Raw genomic sequence first — 5,202 nt, 5'->3', positions numbered from 1 at the left:
TGCTGTGGGTGACGGCCACGACGCCGGGCCGGCGCACCACCGCGTCCACCACGCGGCCCCATCATCGCTCGGCGCGGTCCCGGGTGTGCACGACGTGCAGCGACTCGCCACGGTGGACGACGCGGTGGTGCTGCACGCGGCCTTGAACGACCCGGACCGCTCCCCCGCCGCCATCGAAACCGTCACGCGCATAAGGAATCTCGAGCCGCCAGACGGCGTCGAGATCCAGGTCGGCGGCGATACCGCGGCCACCGTGGACAGCGTCGCGGCCATCACCTCCCGGATGCCGCTGATGATCACGGTGATGGTGCTCGCCACGCTGATCCTGCTCGGCGCGGCGTTCCGCTCGGCGGTGCTGCCGGTGAAGGCGGTACTGCTGGCATTCCTCAGCCTGGCCGCCACCTTCGGCATCCTGACCTGGATCTTCTGCCGGGGCCATCTCGCCGATCTGCTGCACGTGAGTGTGGGACCGCTCTCGGCGGGGATGATGGTGCTGATCATCGCCGTCGTCTTCGGGCTCTCGACCGACTACGAGGTCTTCCTGCTCTCGCGCATGGTCGAGGCCCGTCACGACGGTTGCGACACCGTGACCGCGGTCCGCACCGGCACGGTCCGCACCGCCCGCGTGATCACCGCCGCCGCAACGCTTCTAGTGTTCATCACCGGCGCCTTCACGCTGTCCCCGCTGACGCCGATGCGATTCCTCGGCCTGGGCATGATCCTGGCGCTGGTCATCGACGCCACGCTGGTGCGGATGCTGCTGGTGCCGGCGCTGGTGCGGTTGATGGGCCCGCTGAACTGGTGGCCGATGCGGCCCGCCCGGGACCGTTACCCCGAGGGTAATGGACCTCGCGCGCGCGTCCGGGCAAGCTCGACATCATGATCGATACCGAAGGAACCCGGCTGTTCCACAGCACCATGCCGTTCACCGAGAAACTCGGCGTCGAGGTGCTCGAGCACGGGCCGAAGCTGGTGCGCAGCCGGCTCGCCTGGGACGAGAGCCTGTGCACCCTCGGCGGCGTCCTGCACGGCGGAGTGCTGATGTCGCTGGCCGACGCCACCGGTGCGGTGTGCGCGTACCTGAATCTGCCGGAGGGCAAGCAGGGCACCACGACCGTGGAGTCGAAGACGAATTTCCTGCGGGCGATCCGGTCCGGCTATGCGGTGGCCTCGTCGACGCCGCTGCACGCGGGGCGCAGCTTCATCGTGGTGGAAACCGAAATCCACGACGACGCCGGCAAACTCGTCGGCAAGGTCACCCAGACCCAGGCGGTGTTGTGAGCCAGAGCGCGCTCATCCAGGGCCGGGTCCGGCGCTGATCGCCATCCGCCCCACGTTGCGGCGGGTGGCGATCCGATCGACGACGGCATCCAGCTCGGTCCAGTCGCGCACCTCCACTCGGGGACGTATCACCTTCTCCTCCAACAGCTTCCACAACCGCGCCCGATGCTGCGCGATCAGTTCGGGTTCGGTCCGCGACAGCAGTCCCATCGAGAAGCCGGTGATCGTTTTGAGGTCGCCCAGCAGCGTGGAGGTGTCGACCGCGCCACCACCGGCGCTGTAGGCGACCAGCGTGCCGTGCGGGCCCAGGCTGTCCACGCCGCGCTGCACCAGGTCACCGCCGACGCCGTCGAGCACGATGTCGACGGCACGGGGCCACGGATCGTCGTAGGTCAGCACGTCATCGGCGCCGCACTGCCGGACGAAATCGAATTTTCCGGTCGATCCGACGGCGGCGACCACCCGGGACGCTCCCGCGGCTCGTGCGAGCTGGAGCGCCAGATGTCCGGCTCCGGACGCGGCGGCGGTGATCAGAACCGAGGCGCCCGCAACGGTTTTCGCCGCGTGCACCACACCCATGGCGACCAGGCCGCAACGCACCACGGCCAGGGCGTCGGCCGCGGGCACATCGGCCGGTATCTCGGTCACCATCGCCGTTGCGGCACAGACGTATTCGGCGTACAACGAGGCGAACACCACCCCGCCCACCCGGGTTCCGATCCAGGATTCCGCGACGCCGGGGCCCACCGCGACCACCGTCCCGACCATCTCACCGCCCGGATTCGCCGCGGCATCGGCCCGCAGCATCCGCACCAGGCCGACACCTACACCGGTCAATTCGGTGCGGACCAGCACGTGCCCCGGTCCGGGCTCGGGGCGTTCGACCTCCACGAGCCGGGAGCGGGCGAGGCGATCCGCCGCGGGAGAGCACTGAATTGCGCGCACCGACAGTGCCTTTCGTCCTGAAGCGGCAGATGGCCGCGGGCTGATGCTCGAAGTGACTCAACAGCTGTTACGGGGCAACATCCCTACCTCCTCGAATTCTTACTACCGACGTAAGATTATGACACCGCGCTGCGGTAGGTCAAGGCTATTTTTATGTCGGTGGTAATATTTCCGGCCATGGCCAGTGCGACGCCCGGACTGCGGGAAACCAAGAAGCAGCAGACCCGCCAGGAGATTTCCGACACCGCGACCAGGCTGTTCATCGAGCGCGGATTCGAGGCGACCACCATCGCGGAGATCGCGGAGGCCGCGCGGGTGGCGAAGAAGACCGTCACCAACTACTTCCCGCGCAAGGAGGATCTGGCACTGGACCATCACGAGCAGTTCGTCGGCGCCCTCGCCGCCGCGGTAGCCGCCCGTGCCGCCGACGAATCGGCGCTCGACGCGCTACGCCGCCTGTTCCGTTGCGCGGCACAGGATTACGCGGCCGACGTCGGATTCTCGGGACCGGAGTTCAGCCGCATGCTCGCAGACAGCCCGACACTCACCGCGCGGGTGCGCGAACTGCACGAGTTGCGCGAACAGGCCCTGGCCGACGTGCTACCCGGGGACGACCTGCTGCGCCGGACGGCGGCCGCCCAATTGGCGGCGGCCTGTCGGCTGCTGTTCCAGCGCATTCAACAGCTGCAGCTGTCCGGCGCGCCGCGGCGCCGGGTCGCGGACACCGTCACCGCCGAGGCCGAGCGCATCTTCGATCTGCTCGAACCGGCCTTCGGCGAGTACGGGCGTGCTCCGAGGGATGACTCCGAGGGATGACTCCGAGTGAATGTCTCAGAGTGAGCGCAGGCGCGGCACCAGCTCCGCGGCGCGTTCGGCGTATTCGACCGGATTCCGGTCAGGCATGATGTCGAATTGCGTAATGCCCAGCGCCGCATAGCGTTCGGCGTCGGCGACGAAGGCGTCCGGATCGTCCACGACCGGGCCGATGTAGGTGGCGGTCTTGCGGATCGTGTCGTAATCGCGCCCCTCGGCCTTGCAGTGGGCGCGCAGCACATCGAGTTTGCGCGTGACGTCCTCGGGCGAGGAGGCGAACAGATTGCAGGCGTCGGCGTAGCGGGCGACCAGCAGCAGCGTCTTCTTCTCACCACCACCACCGATCAGGATCGGCGGCCGCGGACGGCTCAACGGCGCGGGTACGCACAGCGTTTCGTCGAGCTGATAATGCGCGCCCCGGTACGGGCCGTTGTCGTCGCTCCACATCTGCAGGCAGATCTGCAGCGTCTCCTCGAGCCGTTCGAAGCGCTCCCCCATCGGCACCAGCGGCACACCCAGCCCGCGTTGCTCCCGCTCGTACCAGGAGGCGCCGATGCCGAGCTGCGCCCGCCCGCCGGACAGCACATCGAGGGTGGTGACGATCTTGGCGAGCAGACCGGGATACCGGTACATCACACCGGTCACCAGCACGGCCAGGCGCATCCGCTCGGTCAGCGCGGCCACGTACCCCAGGGTCGTGTAGGCCTCGAGCATCGGCTCCTCGGCCACCCCGGTGTGTTCCATCTGGAAGTAGTGATCCATCACCGTGAATTCGGTGAAACCGGCCTCCTCGGCGATCCGCGCGGTCTCCGCGATGGCACCCGCGGTACGCGCCGGATCGGCGGGAGTCGAGAAGTTCCAGTAGTGCAGACTCAGTTCCATGACGCCTCGATTCTGCGCAGCGGTGGACAGGTGTCGAAACCCGGACACAGCCTATCCAGCACGCGGTCGCGACAATGCGGCCCGGCCGGGCGAGATCGGGCCCGCACGACAGCGGAAACACCCGGATACGGCGCTCGCTCGCACACCGTAACTCGTTCGATACTGGTTAATTGCCCGCTATCGCATCCACTGGATTTATCCTGCCCACATGACAACCAGCAAAGAGGGAGTTTACGTGGGGCCATTGCACCAATTGGCCCGTGGCGCATGGCAATCATTGCTGGTCATCGGCCTGCTGTCGGTGATCGTCGGGATTATCGTGCTCGTCTGGCCCGGTCCGACGCTCGCCGTGGCCGGCATCCTGTTCGGCGTCTACCTGCTGATCTCGGGAATTCTGCAGTTGATCGCCGCCTTCGGCCCGCACGTCAGCACCGGCTACCGGGTGCTGACCCTCATCAGCGGCATCCTGTCGTTCATCCTCGCCTTCTTCGCCTTCCGCAGCATCGGCAACTCCCTGGTGTTGCTGGCTCTGTGGATCGGCATCAGCTGGCTGTTCCGCGGCATCGCCGCCATGGTCGCGGGAGCCGAAGCGCCGCAAGGGGTCCCGGGCCGCGGCTGGGCGATCTTCTTCGGCATTCTGCTGTTGATCGGCGGTATCGCACTGGTGGTCTGGCCCATCCACTCGATCACCGTGCTGGCACTGGTCGTCGGGTGGTGGCTGATCTTCATGGGCGTGATGGAGATGATCTACGCCATCGAGGTCCGCAGCGTGGCCAAGAAGACTCCCGCCGAGCTGTGATCGGCCGGCACGACCCCTTCGCCCCGGGCGCGAATCCGCCTGGGGCGATGTCGTGTCCGGGGCCGTGGATTCGTACCGGAATACCCGCATAACGGCCGGTCACACTCTCTTGCGCCGGTCCGGTGACTATAGGCACATGCGCCTGCGGACAGGGCCTTTCCCCTGCTACGGTCGGGTCCCCTACAGGTTGCCCGCAAGGAGATTCACCATGGGTATCATCACGATGATCATCATCGGCCTCATCGCCGGTGCGATCGCTCGCCTCCTGGTTCCCGGTAAGGAGAACTTCGGCTGGATTCTGACCATCGTGCTAGGCATCGTCGGCGGTTACGTCGGCGGGACCCTGGGCAGTCTGGTCTTCGCCCCGCACAAGTTCAGCGTCCACCCGCCCGTCCAGCACACTTTCCGGGACTGTCGGTGTTCCGGTGGATCTGATCTCGGTCCGATGAGTCGAGCCTGATGGCTCGGCAGGAAGGACCGAC

General features: G+C 67.1%; 7 protein-coding genes. 5 read left to right on the top strand and 2 right to left on the bottom strand.

The window, feature by feature from the left end; translation table 11 throughout:
- Positions 1-883 (top strand): MMPL family transporter (locus tag A5789_RS11575; protein ID WP_156773000.1); only part of this gene is annotated, 883 nt, incomplete at its 5' end.
- Positions 880-1,281 carry a PaaI family thioesterase gene (locus A5789_RS11570; protein ID WP_030515638.1) on the top strand — a complete coding sequence of 134 codons (402 nt, stop codon included), beginning with the start codon at positions 880-882 and terminating at the stop codon, positions 1,279-1,281. The genes A5789_RS11575 and A5789_RS11570, both read left to right, overlap by 4 nt.
- A 12-nt stretch (positions 1,282-1,293) precedes the next feature.
- Here A5789_RS11570 and A5789_RS11565 read toward each other — a convergent pair whose 3' ends face one another.
- Positions 1,294-2,226 (bottom strand): zinc-binding dehydrogenase, encoded by a 933-nt coding sequence (locus A5789_RS11565; RefSeq protein WP_155525721.1) that lies wholly within the window; start codon positions 2,224-2,226, stop codon positions 1,294-1,296.
- A gap of 177 nt (positions 2,227-2,403) precedes the next feature.
- On the opposite strand from A5789_RS11565, the gene A5789_RS11560 reads away from it, so the two are divergent.
- Entirely contained in the window at positions 2,404-3,042 is a 639-nt protein-coding gene (locus A5789_RS11560) for a TetR/AcrR family transcriptional regulator (RefSeq protein WP_064901574.1), read from the top strand.
- A 15-nt stretch (positions 3,043-3,057) separates the two neighbouring features.
- On the opposite strand, the gene A5789_RS11555 is transcribed toward A5789_RS11560, so the two are convergent.
- Entirely contained in the window at positions 3,058-3,921 is an 864-nt protein-coding gene (locus tag A5789_RS11555) for an LLM class F420-dependent oxidoreductase (protein ID WP_063015681.1), read from the bottom strand.
- A gap of 208 nt (positions 3,922-4,129) precedes the next feature.
- Here A5789_RS11555 and A5789_RS11550 point away from each other — a divergent pair, with 208 nt between their 5' ends.
- A complete protein-coding gene (locus A5789_RS11550; RefSeq protein WP_030515634.1) occupies positions 4,130-4,720 on the top strand; it encodes an HdeD family acid-resistance protein in 591 nt (196 codons plus the stop codon).
- Between the two features lie 208 nt (positions 4,721-4,928).
- The gene (locus A5789_RS11545; protein ID WP_155525720.1) at positions 4,929-5,180 is read left to right on the top strand and encodes a GlsB/YeaQ/YmgE family stress response membrane protein; all 252 of its coding nucleotides are present in this window, start codon (positions 4,929-4,931) and stop codon (positions 5,178-5,180) included.
- Positions 5,181-5,202: the final 22 nt, after the last annotated feature.

Source organism: Nocardia sp. 852002-51101_SCH5132738 (genome assembly GCF_001665695.1).
Lineage (GTDB): Bacteria > Actinomycetota > Actinomycetes > Mycobacteriales > Mycobacteriaceae > Nocardia > Nocardia nova.
Note: the sequence above shows the minus strand (reverse complement) of the source record. Positions and strands in the feature narration are given on the sequence as shown.